19 protein-coding genes are annotated in these 20021 nt (G+C 65.3%); 13 read left to right on the top strand and 6 right to left on the bottom strand.

The features are described 5' to 3' along the window. Positions 1–95 precede the first annotated feature (95 nt). Positions 96–1319, top strand: a complete 1224-nt coding sequence (gene rlmN, locus NF551_RS15945; protein ID WP_442860593.1) for a dual-specificity RNA methyltransferase RlmN — start codon at positions 96–98, stop codon at positions 1317–1319. 18 nt (positions 1320–1337) lie between these two features. Here the strand turns inward: rlmN and NF551_RS15940 are convergent, their stop codons facing one another. Next, positions 1338–1751 (bottom strand): VOC family protein, encoded by a 414-nt coding sequence (locus tag NF551_RS15940; protein WP_227896056.1) that lies wholly within the window; start codon positions 1749–1751, stop codon positions 1338–1340. 104 nt (positions 1752–1855) lie between these two features. Then, positions 1856–3280 carry an adenylosuccinate lyase gene (gene purB, locus NF551_RS15935; RefSeq protein WP_227896055.1) on the bottom strand — a complete coding sequence of 475 codons (1425 nt, stop codon included), beginning with the start codon at positions 3278–3280 and terminating at the stop codon, positions 1856–1858. A 213-nt stretch (positions 3281–3493) separates the two neighbouring features. Between purB and NF551_RS15930 the strand changes: the two genes are divergently transcribed. After that, on the top strand, positions 3494–3775 hold the full coding sequence (locus tag NF551_RS15930) for a hypothetical protein (RefSeq protein WP_227896054.1): 282 nt from the start codon (positions 3494–3496) through the stop codon (positions 3773–3775). Further along, positions 3766–5133, top strand: a complete 1368-nt coding sequence (locus NF551_RS15925) for an alpha/beta hydrolase (RefSeq protein ID WP_227896053.1) — start codon at positions 3766–3768, stop codon at positions 5131–5133. The genes NF551_RS15930 and NF551_RS15925 overlap by 10 nt, the downstream gene beginning before the upstream one ends. On the opposite strand, the gene NF551_RS15920 is transcribed toward NF551_RS15925, so the two are convergent. Next, positions 5130–5525 carry a phage holin family protein gene (locus NF551_RS15920; protein WP_227896052.1) on the bottom strand — a complete coding sequence of 132 codons (396 nt, stop codon included), beginning with the start codon at positions 5523–5525 and terminating at the stop codon, positions 5130–5132. The genes NF551_RS15925 and NF551_RS15920 overlap by 4 nt on opposite strands. A 103-nt stretch (positions 5526–5628) precedes the next feature. Here NF551_RS15920 and NF551_RS15915 point away from each other — a divergent pair, with 103 nt between their 5' ends. The 5 genes from NF551_RS15915 (at position 5629) to NF551_RS15895 (ending at position 10866) form a co-directional block, all read left to right on the top strand. Further along, positions 5629–6768 (top strand): histidinol-phosphate transaminase, encoded by a 1140-nt coding sequence (locus NF551_RS15915; RefSeq protein WP_227896051.1) that lies wholly within the window; start codon positions 5629–5631, stop codon positions 6766–6768. 142 nt (positions 6769–6910) lie between these two features. Further along, a complete protein-coding gene (gene pdhA / locus NF551_RS15910; protein ID WP_227896050.1) occupies positions 6911–8110 on the top strand; it encodes a pyruvate dehydrogenase (acetyl-transferring) E1 component subunit alpha in 1200 nt (399 codons plus the stop codon). Beyond that, a complete protein-coding gene (locus NF551_RS15905) occupies positions 8107–9081 on the top strand; it encodes an alpha-ketoacid dehydrogenase subunit beta (RefSeq protein ID WP_227896049.1) in 975 nt (324 codons plus the stop codon). The genes pdhA and NF551_RS15905 overlap by 4 nt, the downstream gene beginning before the upstream one ends. Positions 9082–9142: 61 nt before the next feature. Further along, on the top strand, positions 9143–10633 hold the full coding sequence (locus NF551_RS15900) for a dihydrolipoamide acetyltransferase family protein (RefSeq protein WP_227896048.1): 1491 nt from the start codon (positions 9143–9145) through the stop codon (positions 10631–10633). A gap of 29 nt (positions 10634–10662) precedes the next feature. Then, a complete protein-coding gene (locus NF551_RS15895; protein ID WP_227896047.1) occupies positions 10663–10866 on the top strand; it encodes a hypothetical protein in 204 nt (67 codons plus the stop codon). 35 nt (positions 10867–10901) lie between these two features. On the opposite strand, the gene NF551_RS15890 is transcribed toward NF551_RS15895, so the two are convergent. Beyond that, positions 10902–12188 carry an aminotransferase-like domain-containing protein gene (locus NF551_RS15890; RefSeq protein ID WP_227896046.1) on the bottom strand — a complete coding sequence of 429 codons (1287 nt, stop codon included), beginning with the start codon at positions 12186–12188 and terminating at the stop codon, positions 10902–10904. Positions 12189–12233: 45 nt separating this feature from the next. Beyond that, positions 12234–13202, bottom strand: a complete 969-nt coding sequence (locus tag NF551_RS15885; protein ID WP_227896045.1) for a helix-turn-helix transcriptional regulator — start codon at positions 13200–13202, stop codon at positions 12234–12236. 513 nt (positions 13203–13715) lie between these two features. Between NF551_RS15885 and NF551_RS15880 the strand changes: the two genes are divergently transcribed. The 3 genes from NF551_RS15880 to NF551_RS15870 all read left to right on the top strand — a co-directional run bounded on the left by NF551_RS15880 (position 13716) and on the right by NF551_RS15870 (position 17438). Then, positions 13716–14675, top strand: coding sequence for a lantibiotic dehydratase C-terminal domain-containing protein (locus NF551_RS15880; RefSeq protein ID WP_227896044.1), 960 nt, complete (start codon positions 13716–13718; stop codon positions 14673–14675). Positions 14676–14703: 28 nt separating this feature from the next. Then, the gene (locus tag NF551_RS15875) at positions 14704–14916 is read left to right on the top strand and encodes a hypothetical protein (RefSeq protein ID WP_227896043.1); all 213 of its coding nucleotides are present in this window, start codon (positions 14704–14706) and stop codon (positions 14914–14916) included. A 299-nt stretch (positions 14917–15215) separates the two neighbouring features. Beyond that, the gene (locus NF551_RS15870; protein WP_227896042.1) at positions 15216–17438 is read left to right on the top strand and encodes a catalase; all 2223 of its coding nucleotides are present in this window, start codon (positions 15216–15218) and stop codon (positions 17436–17438) included. 60 nt (positions 17439–17498) lie between these two features. Here NF551_RS15870 and NF551_RS15865 read toward each other — a convergent pair whose 3' ends face one another. After that, positions 17499–17903: a hypothetical protein gene (locus tag NF551_RS15865; protein WP_227896041.1), complete on the bottom strand. Its 405-nt coding sequence runs from the start codon at positions 17901–17903 to the stop codon at positions 17499–17501. A gap of 307 nt (positions 17904–18210) precedes the next feature. On the opposite strand from NF551_RS15865, the gene NF551_RS15860 reads away from it, so the two are divergent. Both NF551_RS15860 and NF551_RS15855 read left to right on the top strand, forming a co-directional pair. Further along, entirely contained in the window at positions 18211–18948 is a 738-nt protein-coding gene (locus tag NF551_RS15860) for a GAF and ANTAR domain-containing protein (protein WP_227896040.1), read from the top strand. Beyond that, positions 18945–19976, top strand: a complete 1032-nt coding sequence (locus NF551_RS15855; RefSeq protein WP_227896039.1) for a Gfo/Idh/MocA family protein — start codon at positions 18945–18947, stop codon at positions 19974–19976. The genes NF551_RS15860 and NF551_RS15855 overlap by 4 nt, the downstream gene beginning before the upstream one ends. Positions 19977–20021 lie beyond the last annotated feature (45 nt).

Genomic DNA, 20021 nt, shown 5'->3' with positions numbered 1-20021 from the left:
AATCTACGAAGCGCCGGTTTCCTGCGTGTTTCCGCTGTGTGAGAACTGGGCTAAGCCAAAAACGGGATTCCGCGAGGCGTGCAAAAATGGAAGGGATGACTTCCCCCAAGAATTTTCCCGCTGCCCCGAGCGCCGGCGCCGTGCCGCAGGTGCGTCCCGCAACTGAAGGCTGGGAGCAGGCCAAAGAACCCGACGGCCGGCCCCTGCTGCAGTTCAAGTCGCCGCGCGTATCCCAGCCGCCGGAACACCTCGCGGACCTGACCCTGGCGGAGCGCCAGGAGAAGCTGAAGTCCCTGGGCCTGCCGGCGTTCCGCGCCAAGCAGCTCTCGGTGCACTACTTCCAGCACTACACCACCGACCCCGAGAAGATGAGCGACCTCCCCAAGGAGCGTCGCGATGAGCTGGTCAAGGAAATGTTCCCCACCCTGCTCACCGAGGTGAAGCGCCTGACCACGGACAAGGGGGACACCATCAAGTTCCTCTGGCGGCTCTTCGACGGCTCGCTCGTGGAATCCGTGCTGATGCGCTACCCGGGCCGGATCACCCTGTGCGTGTCCAGCCAGTGCGGCTGCGGCATGAACTGCCCGTTCTGCGCCACCGGCCAGGCCGGATTGACCCGCAACATGTCCGCCGCGGAAATCCTGGACCAGATTGTCCAGGCCAACCGGGTCATCGCCGAAGGCGGACTGGGCGGCAAGCGGCGCGACGGCGGCCACGACGCCGAGCGCGTCACCAACATTGTCTTCATGGGCATGGGTGAACCCCTGGCCAACTACAAGCGGGTCATGAACGCCGTCCACCGGATGGCTGCCGAAGCCCCCGAGGGTCTGGGCATGAGCGCCCGGAACATCACCGTGTCCACGGTGGGCCTGGTTCCCGCCATCAAGAAGCTGGCCGATGAGAACATCCCGGTCACCTTCGCACTGAGCCTGCACGCTCCGGATGACGAGCTGCGTGATGACCTGATTCCGGTCAACAGCCGCTGGAAGGTCGACGAAGCGCTCGACGCCGCGTACCACTACTACCGCACCACCGGCCGCCGCGTCTCGATCGAATATGCGCTGATCAAGGACATGAACGACCACCCGTGGCGTGCCGCCCTGCTGGCCAAGAAGCTGAACTCCCGCGGCCGCGGCTGGGTCCACGTGAACCCGATTCCGCTGAACCCGACCCCGGGCTCGATCTGGACGTCCCCGGAACCCGAGGTGATCCAGGAGTTCATCGACACCCTGATCGACGCCGGTGTTCCCACCACGGTCCGCGACACCCGCGGCAAGGAAATCGACGGCGCCTGCGGCCAGCTGGCTGCAGCGGACTAGCCTTCGGCTGGTACCGCGTCAGCCAACGAAGATGCAGAACGGATGCCCCGCAGGATCGGCGTAGACGTATAGGGGCTCATCGGGATCTTCCGTGCGGTCCAGGAGCAGTTTCGCCCCCAAAGCCAGGGCCCTGGCGTGCTGGTCTTCCAAGGCCTGCCGGTCGGGAACGGTGAGGTCGAGGTGCATCTGCATGGGCACCTCCGGGCTGGGCCAGGTGGTGGGTTGAAGCTGCTCAGCCTCCTGGAAAGCCAGCTTTGTGTTGCCCTGATCATCCGTGAGGACGAGCCAGTCAGAGGTGTCCGCCGTGCCCTGAGGGACAGGCTCGTCTCCCGGGCGGTACCGGAGCCCGAGGAGATGGCGGTAGAACTCCGCCAGCCCCCGCACATCGGGAGTGTCCAGAACCGGCTGGAGCAGCTGGGGAAATCCTGTCATGGGCCCACCCTAACGTTCCCCGGGCCGGCAGGACGATGACCGCTTAACAACGACGGCGGGAGGCCGGGTACTCAACCCGGCCTCCCGCCGTCGTGCGTTAAGGCTTACTTCTTCAGGTGATCCACCAGCGCGTCGGCAATGCCGGTGTAGGTGGCCGGGGTGAGCGCGAGCAGGCGTGCCTCGGCTTCGGCGGGCAGGCCGAGGCCGGAGACGAACTCCTTCATACGCTCGGCATCCACGCGGTGGCCGCGGGTCAGTTCCTTGAGCCGTTCGTAGGGGTTCTCCATGCCCGGTGCGCCGGCAATCGCTTCGGCGCGCATGACCATCTGGATAGCTTCTCCCAGGACTTCCCAGTTGGTGTCCAGGTCCGCTGCGAGGACGTCCTCGGCGACGTTCAGGCGCTCCAGGCCCTTGGCCACGTTGGAGATGGCCAGAAGGGAGTGGCCGAAGGCGACGCCGATGTTGCGCTGGGAAGAGGAATCCGTCAGGTCACGCTGCCAGCGGGAGGTCACCAGAGTGGAGGCAAGGGTGTCCAGCAGCCCGTTGGAGATCTCCAGGTTGGCCTCAGCGTTCTCGAAGCGGATCGGGTTAACCTTGTGCGGCATGGTGGAGGAGCCGGTTGCTCCGGCCACGGGGATCTGGGCGAAGTAGCCGATGGAGATGTAGCTCCAGACATCCGTGCAGAAGTTGTGCAGGATCCGGTTGAAACGGGCCATGTCGGCGTACAGCTCAGCCTGCCAGTCGTGGGATTCGATCTGGGTGGTGAGGGGGTTCCAGGTCAGGCCCAGGTGCTCCACGAAGGACTTGGCGACCTGCTGCCAGTCCGCTCCGGGAACAGAGGCGTAGTGCGCGGCGAAGGTTCCGGTGGCACCGTTGATCTTGCCCAGGAACTCGGTGCCGGCAACGCGGTCCAGCTGCCGGGTCAGGCGGTGGGCCGTCACCGCCAGTTCCTTGCCCAAAGTGGTGGGGGTGGCGGGCTGGCCGTGGGTGCGGGAGAGCATCGGCACGGCGCGGGTGTCTTCGGCCATGGCGGCAATCCGGTTCACCAGGTCGCGGGCTGCGGGCAGCCAGACGTTCTCCACGGCGCCCTTGACGCCCAGGGCGTAGGAGAGGTTGTTGATGTCCTCGGAGGTGCACCCGAAGTGCACCAGGCTGGTCAGGTCTTCGATGCCGATAGCGGCCAGGCGGCGGCCGATGAAGTACTCGACGGCCTTTACGTCATGGACGGTGACCTGCTCGATTTCGGCCAGTTCGTTGACGGAGCTGCCGTCGAAGCCGGACACGATTTCGCGCAGGGCGGCCTGCTGTCCGGCGGTGAGCGGCGAGGTGCCGGGAAGTACGGAGTTCGAGGTCAGGTGGATCAGCCACTCCACCTCAACGTGGGTCCGGTCGCGGTTCAAGGCGGCTTCGGAGAGGTAATCGACCAGCGGGGCGGTCGCGGAGCGGTAGCGCCCGTCCAGCGGGCCCAGCGCGATCGCTGGGGTCACGGAGGCAAGGGGGACGCGGGGTGCGGAAGCAGAATCGGCCATAGGGCAATTCTTCCACGTTCGGCCTGGCGGCCTGCTCTGTGACGGCGGGCCGGATGTTCCCCCACAGTGCCGTGATGACGGGCTCCCTGTCCACAGCTGGTGGTTCCGGCGGTTTGTCCAACGGCACCCGTCCTTAGTTTTGCCTCTGGGGCCAGGATGCGGCGTCTGGCTGGCGGGCGGGGCGCCGGCGGCAGGAAGAGGAAGGCAAACAGGATGGACGAACCGTGGGAAAGATGCCTTCCCGGACAGGGGGAGGAAATCCGGCGTGGTGCGCTGAAGCTGGACGGGCTGGCGGAAGAACTGCGGGACATACAGCGCAGCCTGGTCTCCGTCGACGAAAACGCCTGGCGCTCGCCGGCTGGCCGGCAGTTCGAGCAGTGCGTGCAGCAGGGTGCACGGACGCTCGCCTCGTGCCTTGAATCGCTGGCACTTTCGGTGCAGGCCCGCCGGGAAGTGGCTGCCGCAGCCGAGGAGGAGGCGTGGGCATGGAATTAGGCATGCAGGGCAGCGCCCCGGCCACGGAATACCGGGTGCGGGGCGGTGCCGGGTCGGTCATGGTGGAATTCGAGTCCCTCGAATCCCGGGCAGCGGTCCTCCGGGGCGCAGTGGAACGGATGGAGGGGATCTCGCGGGAGCTCCGGCGTAGCCAGTATGCGGAGGACGGATATATCCGGAACAGCGCCACTCCGGCCGCTGCTGCTGCCATGGAGAAACTCTCCGAGGCAGCCGCACAGCTGGAGCGGTGCCGGCTCATGGTCGACGAGGCCGCACAGGATCTGATGACCGCGGTTGCGCGCTACCGCGAGGTTGAGGGCCAGATGGAGCGGACGGACCGGCTTCCGTTGGTCACCGCTCTCAGCCTGCTCGCCCTGGGGCGGGGAGCCGCAGGGTTCCCTGAACGCGCCGTCGCCGAAACCTTGCCTTTGCGGGTCTTCGACGAGGGTGTCCTCAAAGTGCTGGCGGGAGCGGTTTCTCCCGGACGGAGGGGGCTGCGCAGGATCGAGGTCGAAAAATCCGGCCGGTCCGGTGAGCAGGTGTACGTGGAAGCAACCGCTGCCGGATTGCTTGAGCGGAGTGCCGTCCTGCTGGAGGAGAATGATCCCGGCGTGATCGAGGTGCTGCGGCTGGAAGGTCCGGAGGGCCCGGTCTTCGTGGTGACGCTCCCGGGAACCCAGGCAGGCGGGCTCACCGCCGGAGAAAACCCCTTCGACACTTACGGCGTTGTTGAAAGCCGCGCCCATCAGAGCCGGTATCTTGCGGCAGCCGTCGCGGAGGCACTGCGCCAGGCGGAACTGGAGGCCGGGGACGCCGTGATCCTGGTCGGCTACAGCCAGGGCGGAATCCATGCCGCCAATGCCGTCGGACCGATCCAGGACACCACGGGCGCGGAGGTTCGGTACCTTCTCACAGCCGCCGCTCCGGCTGGTGACGCCGAGATCCCCGCCGGGACCCAGGCGCTGCACCTGGAGCATGTGCTGGATTGGGTTCCGGGAGCTGACGGTACCTCCAACCCGGACCGCCCCAATCGTGTCACCATGACCCTGGGCGGCCCCGTTCCGGGAGTGGCCGTCGAGGATCAGGGGCTTGGGCCGGCACACAAGCTGCCGGTCTACACCGCGGGCGCGGCAGCCGCCGATGCCAGCACGGATCCGTCCCTGCGGGAGTCCTTGGACGGGTTGGCGGCAGTGATGGGAGCAGGCGGCACGGCAACGCGGCAGTTGTACCGGCTCAGCCGGGCGGCGCCTCCCTTTGCGGCGGTTGTGCCGAAGGGAGCGCCGCAGCAAGCGCACAAGCCGGCGCAGCAGCAGGCACCGCCGGGGGCGGATGGCAAAGCTGCAGGAAGGAAAGGCTAGCGGCGTGATCCGGTGAGGGAACCCGCCACCATGGACACGATGCTGATGATGATCGAGGCGAGTATTGCGGTCCAGAAGAAGGAATCGACCGCGAAATGCACCGGCGTGAAACTGGTGAGCCAGGAGGTGAGCATCAGCATGCCGGCATTGATGATGATGGAGAAGAGTCCCAGGGTCAGGATCGTCAGCGGCAAGGCCAGCAGACGGACGATGGGGCGGACCAGGGCATTCACCACGCCGAAGACCAGGCCGATGAACAGGTACGCCAGCACTACGTCCAGCGTCTCGTTTCCGGTCATGGTTCCTGATTCACTGACGGTGATTCCGGGCAGGATCCAGCCGGCTACCCAGAGGGCCAGGCCATTAACGAGGATTTGCAGCAGCAGGCGCATGCTCCCATGCTGGCACAGCCGGTGTTCTGTTCCCAAGACCGTGGAGCGGCCGGCTGTGGAGCACGTCACAATGGCACCACCATTTGAGCATTAGTCTTAAGCCATGACCACTACCGAGAATGACATCAACGCTGCGTCCGTTCCGGCGCCCGGTATCCGCCCGCGCCCCGTCGTAGACCGGTTGCCGCGCTACGCCGCCGGGAAGCCGCCCGTGGTGATTGAAGGGCTCGAGAGCTACAAGCTCTCCTCCAACGAGAATCCCTTCCCGCCGCTGCCGTCGGTGCTTGAGGCCATCAGTGCCCACCCGAACGTCAACCGCTATCCGGACCCGCTGGCCACTGCGCTCCGCACCGAGCTTGCGTCCTTCCTTGATGTTCCCGCCGAAGACATCGTTACCGGCGCCGGCAGCCTTGGTGCCCTGAACCAGCTGCTGGCCACTTTCACGGGCCAGAACGAGGACGGTGTCCAGGATGAAGTGGTCTATCCCTGGCGCTCCTTCGAGGCCTATCCCATTTCCGTCGGTCTCTCCGGAGCACGGGATGTCCAGGTTCCGCTGCGCAGCGACGGGCACCATGACCTTGACGCCATGGCGGCAGCGGTGACCGACCGGACCAAGATGGTTCTCCTGTGCACCCCGAACAATCCCACCGGGCCGGTGCTGACCCGGGATGAAGTGGAAGGTTTCCTGGCGAAGGTCCCCGAGGACGTCATCGTCGTGATCGACGAGGCATACGAGGACTTCGTCCGCGACCCGGAGGCGGTCAACGGTGTCGATGTGTACCGCCGGCACCAGAACGTCGTGGTCCTGCGCACCTTCTCCAAGGGTGCCGGACTGGCAGGGCTGCGGGTGGGTTATTCCATCTCGCATCCCCACCTGACCCAGTACCTGCGGGTGGCAGCCGTGCCTTTTGCCGTGTCGCAAATTGCCGAACAGGCCGCCGTCGCTTCCCTGCGCCACCACAGCGAACTTGTGGAAAGAATACAAGCGCTCGTCGCGGAACGGACCCGTGTTGTGGACGGGCTGAAGGCGTTGGGATGGGACATTCCGCAGGCTGAAGGGAACTTCGTCTGGCTGGCCCTCGGCGAGAATACTCCCGAGTTTGCAGTGCTGGCGGAGCAGCAGGCACTGTCCGTCCGGGCTTTCGGAACCGAAGGCGTCCGGGTAACGATCGGCGAGGCGGAAGCCAACTCCCGTTTCCTCGCTTTATGTGCAACCTATACAAAAGGCCCCCGGGTTTCCTAGCGTGTCTTAAGTGCTTGTTGGGGCACTGCCCTCGTTAGGCTGTGGGAAGTAACTTCCACGTATATGTCATGACAGGTATGTATTCCTGGTGTGGCATATTTCTAGCGGGGGCAGGGCAACGGCCCGCCCGGCGAGGAGAAGTATGGCCCTGGAGCACCTGCCCGCCAGCGAATTCGATTCGGCGGAGCTGGACGAAACCCTCATGCGTGCTGCCGGCAGCGCGCCCGAGGGAATGGTCCAGCTCCTCACGCCGGACGGCGAACGGGTTGGCCACCAGCTGTATGAGCAGTACGCCCTGGACGTCGACGCCGAAGTGCTCCGGTCCTTCTACCGGGACATGTTCCTCATCCGGCGCTTCGATATCGAGGCAACCGCCCTCCAGCGGCAGGGCGAACTGGTCATGTGGGTTCCCCTGACCGGGCAGGAAGGGGCGCAGATCGGTTCCGGCCGTGCCCTCGCCGCCCAGGACTACGTCTTCCCCACGTACCGCGAGCACGGCGTTGCCCTGACCCGCGGGCTTGAACTCTCCCACCTCCTGCGCCGCTTCCGCGGCATCTCCCACGGCGGCTGGGACCCCAGGGAATCCAACTTCCACCTGTACACACTGGTCCTCGCCGCACAGGTGCCGCACGCAGTGGGCTACGCCATGGGCATGGCCAGGGACCAGGCAGCAGATCCGTCGGTCCCCGCGGGCGCCACAGTTGCCTACTTCGGCGACGGCGCCAGCTCGGAAGGCGACGTCCACGAAGCCATGGTCTTCGCCGCCTCCTATGACGCTCCGGTGGTCTTCTTCTGCCAGAACAACCACTGGGCCATCTCCGTTCCGACGGAAGTCCAGTCACGGATTCCGCTGGCAAACCGCGCCCAGGGTTACGGGTTCCCGGGTATCCGGGTGGACGGCAACGACGTCCTGGCCGTGCATGCCGTGACCCGGTGGGCCCTTGAACACGCCCGCTCCGGCAAGGGCCCCGTGCTGATCGAAGCGTTCACCTACCGGATGAGCGCCCACACAACTGCGGACGACCCCACCAAGTACCGTTTGTCTGCGGATGAGCAGGCGTGGACCACGCGTGATCCGCTGCTCCGGCTGGAAAAGTACCTCCGTTCCAGCGGCGGCGGCGACGATGCTTTCTTCGCTGCGCTGGCTGCAGAGGGCGACGAGCTTGCGGCAAAGCTTCGTGCCGATGTCCAGGCGATGGAACCCCCGGTGTTCGAGGATTCCTTTACTGACGTCTACGCGGACCCCCACCCCTTGATCCGCGAGGAGCTGGCGTTCCACCAGGCCTACGAAGACGGATTTGCCGACGATGACGAGGAAGACGCGGAGGAAGCCGGCGAATGAGCACCATGACCATGGCGAAGGCCATCAATGCAGGGCTGCGCGCCGGCCTGGCTGACAACCCGAAGGCACTGCTTATGGGGGAGGACATTGGTTCCCTGGGCGGGGTTTACCGGATCACTGAAGGACTCAAGGCGGAGTTTGGTGCCGACCGCGTGGTCGACACGCCCCTCGCCGAATCCGGAATTATCGGCACGGCGATCGGCCTGGCGCTGCGGGGTTACCGGCCCGTCTGCGAGATCCAGTTCGACGGCTTCGTCTTCCCTGGCTTCAACCAGATCACCACGCAGCTGGCCAAGATGCGCTCCCGCAGTGAAGGGGCGCTGAGCGCTCCCGTGGTCATCCGCATTCCCTACGGCGGCGGCATCGGATCGATCGAGCACCATTCGGAATCTCCGGAGGCGCTTTTCGCGCACACCGCCGGAATCCGGATCCTCACGCCGTCCAATCCGCAGGACGGCTACTGGATGATCCAGCAGGCCATGTCCGGCCAGGATCCGGTCATCGTTTTCGAGCCCAAGCGCCGCTACTGGCTCAAGGGTGAAGTGGACACCGCAGCCCCGGCAGGTGACCCCTTCTCGGCGCACGTGGTGCGCCAGGGCACCGACGCCACCATCGTCGCCTATGGGCCGCTGGTGCCTGTTGCCTTGGCAGCCGCAGAGGCGGCGGCGGAGGACGGGCGCAGCATCGAGGTGATCGACCTGCGGTCCATCTCGCCCATCGACTTTGACACCGTCACGGATTCTGTCCGCCGCACCGGACGCCTGATCGTCACCCATGAAGCCCCCACCTTCGGCGGGATCGGCGGAGAGATCGCGGCCCGCGTCAGTGAACGGGCCTTCCTGCACCTGGAGGCACCGGTGATCCGGGTGGGAGGCTTCCACATGCCCTATCCGGTGGCTGCCGTGGAGGAACACTACCTTCCGGATATCGACCGGCTCCTGGACGCCGTTGACACCGTGTTCTCCTACTGACCGCGTCCCTGACAGATTCCCGCCCGCCGGTCCGCCGGCCATCGCCAGATCGAGAACTTCCATGACAGAGAAAACATTCAAACTGCCCGACGTCGGTGAAGGACTCACTGAGGCCGAAATCGTCCAGTGGAGGGTCAAGGAGGGCGATACCGTCGCCGTGAACGACGTGATTGTCGAGATCGAGACGGCCAAATCCCTCGTCGAGCTTCCCTCACCGTTCGCCGGGACGGTCAGCAGCATCCTGGTTGAGGAGGGCCGGACCGTCGAGGTTGGAACGCCCATCTTCCAGGTTGCGGTGGACGCCGAGGGCAAGGCGCCGGCGAAAAAGGCTGCCAAGACCACCAAGCGAAACCAGGGCACGGCGCAGGCCGCCGAGCCGGACGGTCCGCCGGCGTCGTCCCTGACCGGGACCGGCCCGAAGGCCGACGCCGTCAAGCGCCGTCCGCGGCGCAGCGGGCTGCGTGCCTCCGCCGGACAGCCGCCTGCCCCGAGCGCGCCCCCGGCCCCCAGCGCACCCGTGGCCCCCAGCGCGCCCGTGGCCCCCAGCGCGCCCGTTGCTTCCGCTGCGCCTGCCCGGCCGGAACCTGCGCCCGTGCCTCCGCGGCAGGATCCCCGCAGCCAGGCTGTTGCCGCGGCGGGTGCAGCCGTTCAGGACCGGTTCAACCAGCTGCTCCAGCGGGTCTTGGCCAAGCCGCCCGTCAGGAAGGCGGCCAAGGATCTTGGCATCAACCTCGCAGACGTGCCGGCGACCGGTGCCGGCGGCGAGGTGACCAAGCAGGACCTCATCAGCTACCAGGCCCAGCGTGAGTCCGAAGTGGACTCCGCGGACACCTTCTGGACTCCGGCTGCGGGTCCCGAAGACACCCGGATTGAACGGATCCCCGTGAAGGGTGTCCGGAAAGCCACGGCCAAAGCCATGGTGGACAGTGCGTTCAGCGCGCCGCACGTCAGCATTTTCGTGGACGTAGACGCTTCCCGGACCATGGAGTTCGTCAAGCGGCTCAAGGCCTCCCGCGACTTTGAGGGCATCAAGGTCTCCCCGCTGCTGATCCTGGCCAAGGCGGTCATCTGGGCAGCCGCCCGCAACCCTTCGGTCAACGCCACCTGGGCGGGCGACGAAATCCACGTCAAGCACTTCATGAACCTGGGCATTGCTGCGGCGACACCCCGGGGGCTGATGGTTCCCAATATCAAGGACGCACAGGACCTCTCGCTGAAGGAGCTCGCGCTTGCGCTGAACAACCTGGCGGGTACGGCCCGGGCAGGGAAGACACCGCCGGCCGACATGCGCGGCGGAACGCTGACGATCACCAACATCGGCGCCCTGGGCATCGACACGGGAACGCCGATCATCAACCCGGGCGAAGTCGCGATCGTGGCGTTCGGAACGATCAAGCAAAAGCCGTGGGTGCTCGACGGCGAGGTCATTCCGCGGTGGATCACCACCCTCGGCGGGTCATTCGACCACCGGGTGGTCGACGGCGACCTTTCGGCCCGTTTCATGGCCGATGTTGCTGCCATCCTGGAAGAACCCGCACTGCTTCTGGACTAGTCTCGAAGGAGGACAACGATCGGAGAAGCATGGCAATGAATCCCGGACCGGGCAACGGCGGCGGCCCGCAGATTGACTGGAAGCGTACGGCCTGGATCCTGGCTGGCGCGTTCATCGTGTCCAGCCTGCTCATCATCCTGTTTCCGAACCTCGGCATGCTGTGGCGGCTGGCGATCATGGCCCTGCTGTTCGTGATCGTCGTCCCCTTCTTCGACCGGCGGCGCCGCAAGTAGCAGGGGACTGGCCGTCCCGCGGCCAGGACGTGCGCTCAGCCGTCCCCGACTGCACGGCGGATCACGGGTGCCAGGCGGCGGACGCCCTCCCGGATGTCGTCAGGGGAGACTGCGCTGAACGCCAGGCGCAGCCGGGAACTCGGTTCGTCTCCGGGAGTGAATGCGGCTCCGGGAATGAACACAGTCCCCGCCTCGATGGCCTCCGTGAGGAGCGGGTACGTGTCGATTCCCTCCGGCAGGGACACCCACACAAAAAAACCGCCGTCCGGCACGGTCCAGGTGACGCCGTCGGGCATCTGGTCTTCCAGGGCGGAGAGCATGGCGGCGCAGCGGTCGGCATAGAGTCTCCGTGAGTCGCGGATGCGGCCCATCCAGTCGAAGTCGCGCAGGTAGGCCGCGGTGATCATCTGGGTCAGCGGCGAAGGGCAGAGAAGCACGGCCTCGCAGGCGAGATAGAAGCGGCGGAACAAGTGCTTCGGTACGAGGGCCCAGCCCAGCCGCAGGCCCGGCGCGAAGATCTTGGAAAAGGAACCCAGGTACAGCACGTCCTCCGGGTGCGCAGCCCGCAGCGGCGTCAGCGGCTCGCCGTCGAACCGGAGCAGGCCGTACGGATTATCTTCCAGCACCAGGATGTTGTTCTCGCGGCAGATGCGGACCACCTCATCCCGCCGGTCTGCTGAGAGGGTGACCCCGCTGGGATTGTTGAAACTGGGAATCGTGTACAGCATCTTGACCCGTTTGCCCGCAGCCTTCAGGGACTGGATCCGTTCTTCGAGGGCTTCGGGAATGAGCCCGTAGGCGTCCATCGGTACGGGCTGCATGTCTACTTCGTAAGCCTCGAACGCGTTGAGGGCGCCCACATAGGTCGGGTCCTCGCACAGAACCACGTCGCCGGGGTTGCAGAACACTTTCGCGGCAACATCCTGCCCGGACTGTGAACCGGTGGTGATGACCACGTCCTCGGGATCGGCGCCGGTGATTCCTTCGGCTGCCATGACCTCGCAGGCCAGTTCGCGCAGTTCCTGGAGGCCCTGGCCCGGTCCGTACTGCAGGGCGGCCAGCCCTTGGGTACGGATGATGGCGGCCGCGGCGTCGGCCAGTCCATCGAGGGGAAGGGACTGGAGGTACGGGCTGCCGCCGGCGAGCGAAATGAGCCCCGGCCGGATGGAGATGTCAAACACGTCCCGCACCGCCGACTGTTTGATGTGGAAGGCCCGGTCTGAAAGCAGCTCGTGGTGCCGGTGGGCCGAGCCCGTTGCGCGGTCCAGGGCAACCTGTGCTTCCGGTGTCAGCACCGACCCCGTGGTTTCCTCAAAAGTCATGCCACATCATGGCATCCGAGTTGACCGCCAAGCAACACAGGTTTCCTAGATCCAGCCTGCCTTGTGGGCCTTGATCCCCGCCTGGAACCTGCTTTCCGCCTTCAGCTCCTCGAGCATCCACGCGATGTGGCGGCGGCAGGTGCGCACGCTGATGCCGACGCGGCGGGCAATGACCTCATCCGAGTGCCCTGCCGCCAGTCCGGCCAGGACGGAACGCTGGGTGCTGCTCAGCACCGCTTTCCGGGGTTCCTCATCGAGGAAGGGATCTGCAAGGCTCCAGGCGAATTCAAAGAGCATGGAAAACAGGGCGATGAGGTTCGGATCGCGGATGACCAGCCCGGCACGGTCATAGCTGTGCAGCTGCCGGGCCACCACTGCTACTTTGTCATCGAAGATGAGTGTGCGCAGCGGAACGTAGGGGAGGGTTCGGAACTCCCCGCCGGCGTGGCTGATCATTTCCACAGCCTTGCGCGTTGGGACATGGTCCCTGGTGCTGGCATGGTACAGGGTCTGGCGCTTGACCCCGCCCCGGAGCAGGTCCAGGTCCTTCTGGACGCTCTCTTCCTGGAAATCGGCGTTTGAGCCTTGTCCCGGACGTGCAATCAGCACCCGTTCGGACGCCGAGCGGCCATACTCAATCAGTACCCGCTGGACCTGCTCCGGGTCCTCCAGGACCTCGACGGAAGCATCCGCTTCGACTTGGCGGCGTGCCTCAGCGAAGGTAGGCACCAGACTGGCGAGTTCCCGGCGTTTGGCGCCAATGCGGGTGCGCAGTTCCAGCATGGCCCGTTCGTCGGGGTCCACGAGTTCGGCCAGGGCGACATCCGGCGAGACTGCGGTGTAGATCGGAGTCTCCGATCCCTCGATAAACAGCAGGCAGCGGGAGCGAAGCTCGTCAACGGCACGGTCTATCGCACGCGTTGTGTATCCGAGCGCATCCGATGCCTCCGCCGGCGTCCAGCCCGGGTGGGAGACAGCATAGCGGTAGACCTCAACCGACACCTGATCGAGCAAATCTTCCTCCTGGACCGCGGTTCGCCCCGCTGGTAACTGGTACCTTATCCGTCTGCCGGCCGGGATGGCTGGCCCCCGTGGAAATCGTTCCGTGTCGAAATTGGAACCCGGAGAAACTGACATGGCAGGTTAATGCCATTGTCCACCGAAACCAGCTTTTTCGGCACCCAAAGAACACAAAACCGCAGTTCAGAGTCATTTCCGGGGGTGTTTTGGAGTGTCATCGGGGACCGTGCGGGCATCATCCGGACATGACAGGAAGCTGAAATTGGTAACTGTGGACAGCCCTCCGCGGGGCGGGGGAAGCTTTCGGAGTCAAACACGACCGGCTGTGCAACCAGCCGAACAATAAGAGGGGATACGACATGAAGAAGACCACGGCATCGGTTTCCACCAAGAGCTGGGAGTGGTTCTAGTACTCACCCCTCGTATTGGGGGGAAGGACCAACCAGTAGCAACTATCTAGACCCGCCCCAGTGGGGTAACCAGCTTTGAACCCGGAGGAAGAAAGCCATGAGCCAGCTAACAGCAGTTCGAAACGCCTCGCGAACTAATGCAAGCACTCATTGGTGGACACTTTCCATCTATACCGGCGGCTTCGATGTAGCGGACGGCATCATTGGAGAACTGGTTACCCCGCTGGCGGCGCAGGCGCAGGTTTGGGGCGCCCAGCGGTGGTTCTACACCCGCTGCTCCGAACCCTCCAACGCCCATGTGCAAATGAAGATCCTGGCGCCGCAGGAGACGCTGGACCGACTGCACTCACTGCTTGGTGCGTTGCAGGAACAGGCAAGCGGAGTCATTGGGCACCTCACCGTTACGCATGCGTTCGGGGAGCCGGCTTCGGATCGCCTCGGCCCCGGGGGAGCTGAACAGCAGGACCCGAGGGTTGAGGCCGCCCTGGCCAAGTATGGCGGTGTTGAGGGCCTTGCCCTCGCCGAAGAAGTTTTCGAACTCTCATCGGATCTCGGCACCTGGGCTACTGCCCGCTTCCCGAAGGTTCAGAACAGGTGGGCACTGGGCTCGCTGCTCCTGTTCGATTCGGCGCGCAGCATGATGAAGGGTCCCCGTGCCTCCAGCTGGCCCGACCGGCGGCGGCTTTCCTGGGACTACTACTGGGACAGCCACCTGCGCAGCTGCACCGCGGGGTTTGGCCCCCGTGCCGCAAGCGTCAGGCAGGCCATGACGGTCCAGGTCAGCGCCAAAGTCATGCCCACGCACCGGCTGATGGCGGCAACAGCCGCAGAGTCCGCGGTGGAGAACTGGCGCCGTCGATGGTTCCGCACCATGGATACCTACCTATACCGGGCAGATAAGGCCAGGGTCAGCCGCAGTGCCCAGCACTTGACGGTTTATCAGGCGCACATGCTCCTGAACCGCCTTGGTTTATCCCTGCGGGAAGAGGCAGCTATGGGCCTCTACGCCAGGACGTGGAGCACTGAGCGCGAAGCCATGCTCCTGGATAAGCACTAAGGCCTTCCGGATGGACCGGGGGGAGCCCTTGAAGGATCAGGAGGTCGTCATGGGAGCGCGGCACGAAGTCGTTCTGGTGGGGGACGGCAAAGACTTGGGAACGGTTCTTGGCTGCAGCGAAGACACCGTCGAGGACATGCGGGACATGGGGTACGTTGAGTCCCGCGGGGAACTCTGGAGCGTCGGCCCGGCCCGTGATTACCTTCGGGATCAGGCATGGGCGGACGGTTTGTGGGACTAAAGCGGTCCCAGCAGCAGATTTCGGGACGAGTGGCGCAGGGGCCGCTCGAGCTCGGCTAAGGATGTCCATCCGGCGCGGTGCCCATTGCGGCTCGGCTGGATGGCAGGGGCTAGCGCCCCGTAAGGACGGATTTGCCTGTGCCCCCCCCTACAGGCAGATCCGTCCTTTTATTTTGCCCCGGCCAGCCGACACGGGCGGGCCCGCGTGCAATGTGTTAAGTACCCTTACTAATTTTCGATAAGGTGGTGGCGGGGCGGCGCCTCAAGCGCGGCCAGCATGTTCGACGAGATGGAGGCCTTATGCCTGATCAGAGCACACCCGCCAACGAAGTTCCCATCCCCGGGGTACCAGCACCCCAGGCACCATCGCTAACGGAGCCCACAGAGCCCCACGATCCGCTGCCGCCAAAGCCGGATCAGGATGCCCCGGAAACGGTTTCACCCACTGGTGTTCCCAGCGGTGCGCCCAAGACATCAAACGCGCAGTCCGGACGGTACCTGACTACCGCACAGGGAGCCCGGCTGCAGAACACCGACCATTCGCTCAAGGCCGGCCCCCGCGGCCCGGTGCTGCTGCAGGACCATCACCTGCGGGAGAAAATCACCCACTTCGACCATGAGCGGATTCCGGAGCGCGTGGTGCATGCCAGGGGTGCGGCAGCCCACGGCGTTTTTGTTGCGAACGGCGCCGCCGAAGGCATTACCCGCGCAGGGTTCCTCGCCAAGGACGCCCAGACACCCGTGTTTGTTCGGTTCTCCACGGTGCTCGGTTCCCGTGGATCCGCCGACACCGTGCGTGATACCCGCGGCTTTGCCACGAAGTTCTACACGGACGAGGGGACCTTCGACCTGGTGGGCAACAACATCCCGGTGTTCTTCATCCAAGACGCCATCAAGTTCCCGGATGTCATCCACGCCGGCAAGCCCCACCCGGACCGGGAAATCCCCCAGGCACAGAGCGCCCATGACACCTTCTGGGACTTCGTGTCACTGCACACCGAGGCCCAGCACCACACGATGTGGAACATGTCCGACCGCGGCATTCCCCGCTCCTACCGGACCATGGAAGGATTTGGCGTCCACACGTTCCGCGTTGTGAACGCCAAGGGTGAGACGTCCCTGGTCAAGTTCCACTGGAAGCCCCGGCTGGGCGTGCACTCCCTCGTATGGGAGGAAGCACAGATCATCAACGGCATGGATCCCGATTACCACCGCCGCGACCTCGCCGATGCCATCGAAGCCGGCGCCTACCCCGAGTGGGACCTGGGCGTGCAGGTCTTCCCCGATACCGAGGAAGAGATGTTCGCGGGCATCGACCTGCTGGATCCGACCAAGATCGTTCCCGAAGAACTGGCACCCGTCCAGATCATCGGCACGATGACACTGAACCGGAACACCACGAATTACTTCGCCGAAACCGAGCAGGTCGCGTTCCATCCGGGCCATCTGGTTCCGGGGATCGACGTCACCAACGACCCGCTGCTGCAGGGCCGGCTGTTCTCCTACATCGATACGCAGCTGACCCGGCTCGGCGGACCGAACTTCCACCAGATCCCGATCAACCGTCCGCACGCGCCGGTCAACGACATGCTGCGGGACGGCTTCCACCAGGATGCCGTGCACAGCGGCGTGGCTCCGTACCAGCCCAACTCGCTCGACGGCGGATGTCCCTTCCTGGCGGGCGCTGACATGGGTGCCTTCATCGACGTTCCCGTGCCGGTGGCTGAGTCCCGCAAGGTCCGGCAAAACCCGGCAACATTTGATGACCACTACAGCCAGCCGCGGCAGTTCTTCCGCTCCCTCACTCCGGTGGAGCAGGACCACGTGATCCAGGCCTACACGTTCGAACTCGGCAAGTGCTACGAGGAGAACATCAAGGTACGCCAGCTCCAGGCGCTCGCAAACATTGATGAGCGCCTTTGCACGGAAGTCGCGGCAGGCCTGGGCCTTCCCGCACCGGCACCAACCGTGCAGCCGGAAGACACGGACCCGAGCCCTGCACTGCGCCAAGTGGGCCGGACCTGGCCCGTGGACGGCCGCATCATTGGGATCCTCGCAGACGACAGCACCGACCTGGCGGACCTGGAACGCCTCCGGACCGCGGTCGACGCAGCCAACATGGTCCCGCTGGTCATCGCACCCAAGGGCGGCATGCTCGGCGGCCAGGTGCCGGTCCAGCGGACCTACCTCACCGCCCGGTCCACGGAGTTCGACGCCGTGATCGTCGCCGGTGCAGGTGAGCATGGGCCCGATGCCTTGGACAGCCTCGATGCCAAGGCCGGGAATCCGGCCGGACATCCGGCTATCGACCCGCGCGTCGCCATACTCCTCACGGAGGCGTACCGGCATTCCAAGGCCCTGGCGGCCTGGGGCAGCGGCACAGCTGTGCTGGCCGCGTCCGGGATCCCGGAGGAAGCCCCGGGCGTGCTGATGGAAGATGTGGACTCGCTGGTCCCCCGATTGACTGAGCTCCTCGCCCAGCACCGGGTCTGGGAGCGTTTCCCAGTCGCGCAATCGGCATAGCGGCACAGACAGAAACAGCAGGTCCGGAAGGTCTTCCGGACCTGCTGTTTCGTTAAGTACCTAAGCCAGGTCCGGAAGACTGGTGTCCATGGATTGGATCAGCAGGAGCAGCGCCCTGCGGAGTTCGGACTCATCTGTCCGCTCGGAACAGGCTTCATGCAGCTTCTCCAGCACGTGTGTTCCCGAGGAAGTGCGGGCCCACCGTTTCCTCGGAGCGGTGCGGACATAGCCCGCGCCGAGCAGGGACGCGAGGGCAAAAGCAGTCTCCGGGACTCCCATCTCGGCCTGCCAGGCGATTCCCGGGAGAAGCGACTCCTCCTCCGGCATGGCGTTCAAGACCAGCAGGGTCTTCTCCGTCAGCGCGAGGTCATCAAGGAGGCGGCGGTCGGCCAGCTCTCTGAGGTGTGCTGCCGCTGACAGCAGCCAGGCGAGTTCTCCGGCGGGGGCGGGCGAGTCAGTGCCCAACACGCCACCCTGGGGGAGACCAGCCGGCGGGAACTTCGTGCCCCGCAAAGGTTTCACACGCTGAACAGGTGTAGCTCACCATTCCCGGAGCGTCATCGGAGGGAGCAGTGTAGAACTCGTAGATCAGATAGTCGTCAACACCGCAGTGGTGGCAGGACGGCAAATGCGCCGGTAGGCCCATTGATTACTCCATCAGGGTACGAAGGAAGCCATGGCCGCGTCTTGACCGTCTCCAGTTATCGTAGTATCTAAGCTCAGACACGACAATCAGGGGGACCGAGTGCCTGCATCAGGGCAGGAAACGGATGTGGACGACCTCAGGTCTGCCACCGCTACGGCAGCGCAGCTGCAGGACCTTTTGGTACATCACGAAGACGTCTTGGAGTTCCTGCAGCAGCTGGCCCGGCTCAGCGCATCGTCGCTCTCTTCCCGGGGCCAGGTCTTCTGCGGAATTACGCTCCAGCGTTCCAGGGAACACAGCTACACCGTCGCAAGCAGCGACAGCACCGCCCTGGAAATGGATGAAATGCAGTACGCGTTCGATGACGGTCCGTGCCTGCATGCCCTCCGCGTCCATGAGGCCGTGTACGTTCCCGACACTTCGGCTGACGACAGATGGCCGCAGTACCTGCAGCATGTCGTTGCGCAGGGAGTGCGGTCAATGTACGCGGTGCCGCTGAGCCTGGAAGGCCACGCCCGCGCCGCGCTGAACCTGTACTCGCGCTCAGCCGGCACCTTTGACGAGGATTTCCAGCGGACCGCCCGCACCTACGGCGCGGAGGCTTCCCTGGCCCTGCGCCTCGCCGTCCGGATGTCGCAGCGGGCCTCCACGGTCGAAGACCTGCAGGCGGTCCTGCAGTCCCGCACCGACATAGACCTTGCCATCGGAATCATCATGGGCCAGAACCGCTGCTCCCAGCGTGAAGCTTTCGAAACGCTGAAACGGGCGTCCAACAGCCGTAACCTCAAAATCAAGGTGCTCGCCGGCGAGATTGTGGCCCGGCTGAACGGCGCTCCTTCCGTAACGCACTTCCAGAACTCGTGAGTGCTCCGCCGATCCGCACCGTCCTCTTCGGCTACGGCCTGGGCGGCCGGGTTTTCCATGCTCCCCTGATCGCCCGGGACCCGCGGTATTCGCTGGACGTCATTGTCACGGCCGATCCCGTGCGCGCCGCAACTGCAGCGGCTGCGTACCCAGCCGCCGTCGTTGTTCCCACTGCGGAGGCCGCGCTTCAGCGTGCCGGGAGCCTCGACCTCGCTGTCGTCAGCACCCCGCCGGCCACCCATGGGCCGATCGCCCTCAAGGCCCTGGAATCCGGGCTGGCCGCGGTGGTGGACAAGCCCTTTGCCCACTCGGCCCAGGCTGCGGCGGACCTCATTGCCGCAGCAAAGTCCCGCGGACTGGTTCTCTCGGTGTTCCAGAACAGGCGCTGGGACGGTGACTTCCTCACCCTGCGCAGGCTCGTGGAACAGGGAGCGTTTGGAACCGTGAGCCGCTTCGAGTCACGGATGGAGTCTTACAAACCCGTGGTCGCCAAGGAGTGGAAACGCAAAGCAGGCGCGGACGACGGCGGCGGCATCCTCTTCGATCTGGGCCCCCACCTGATCGACCAGGCGCTCGCCCTTTTCGGCCCGGCCGAGCCGGTGCACGCCGAAGTCCGCGCCCGGCGCGTGGCGCAGGGACCGGACGACGACGTGTTCGTTGCCCTCCGGCACGACTCGGGCGTCATGTCGCACCTGTGGATGAATTCGCTGGCGCCGCAGCCGGGGGAGCGGTTCCGCGTAGTTGGCTCTGAAGCGTCCTGGGTAAAGAGCGGAATGGACCCGCAGGAAGGACAGCTGGACGCCGGACTCCTGCCCGGCGATCCCGGGTACGGGGCGGAGGACCCGGCACTGTGGGGCCTGCTGGGCACCGGCGCGGATGCTGCTGCGGTTCCCACCGAAGCCGGGCGGTACCAGGACTACTATTCCGGCCTGGCAGGGGCCCTGCTGCACGGAAGCGCGGTACCGGTTGACCCTGCTGACTCCCTGCGCGGGCTGGAAATCATCCAGCGGATCCACGCCGGGCTGTAGCCCCGCGGACGGCTCCCGCCCCTCTGTCGCAGAGCGACACAAATC

The sequence above is a fragment of the Arthrobacter caoxuetaonis genome (assembly GCF_023921125.1).
Lineage (GTDB): Bacteria > Actinomycetota > Actinomycetes > Actinomycetales > Micrococcaceae > Arthrobacter_B > Arthrobacter_B caoxuetaonis.
Note: the sequence above shows the minus strand (reverse complement) of the source record. Positions and strands in the feature narration are given on the sequence as shown.